The sequence below is a fragment of the Bartonella capreoli genome (assembly GCF_902813205.1).
GTDB classification, from domain to species: domain Bacteria; phylum Pseudomonadota; class Alphaproteobacteria; order Rhizobiales; family Rhizobiaceae; genus Bartonella; species Bartonella schoenbuchensis.
The window spans coordinates 1-510 of record NZ_CADDZX010000144.1; the positions used below are offsets into that span (position 1 = coordinate 1).

Below are 510 nucleotides of genomic sequence, written 5' to 3' on the forward strand. Positions count from 1 at the left end.
CAAAAGAGCACGGGCTGTTTCACACTCTCCTTTTTTGATCGCTTTATGGGCTTGTTTTTTCTTTTCTGATTTATCTAAAGTTTCAAGTATCTCTTCAATTTCTTGTTTTTCTTTCTGTTTTAACCACTCTTTATACCATTGCTTTTGAAGGCAAGTAATGGGAGCTAAAGCAGCTTTCATGGCTGGTGCTTTCATGGTTGACGATTGACCAATAAGAGCGCCCCAGAGATTAGGAACAATTTTCCAATTATTATCATGTTTTTTGGGAGCAATCCGCATGCCATTTCCAATAACAGCAGCCAATCCACATAAAGCAGAGATAGCAATAAAATCGATAGAAGATTGTTGAAGATCGGCAACCTCATAAAAACAGGGCATTAATGGCATTGGTTACTGTATTAAGCTATATGGCTCGACAGGTAAGCCATCCGTTACAATCTGTTTTAATCGCTCCCAACCATTTTTTTGCAAGGCTTGTTCATAAGTAATGGCTTTTTAACAAGAATTTTC

Annotated in this window: 1 protein-coding gene; it reads right to left on the reverse strand. The window is 37.6% G+C overall.

Going from position 1 to position 510, the window contains the following annotated elements; translation table 11 throughout:
* On the reverse strand, positions 1 to 387 hold a 387-nt coding region (locus tag J7R05_RS07765), incomplete at its 3' end, for a DUF3987 domain-containing protein (protein WP_208541821.1).
* Positions 388 to 510 lie beyond the last annotated feature (123 nt).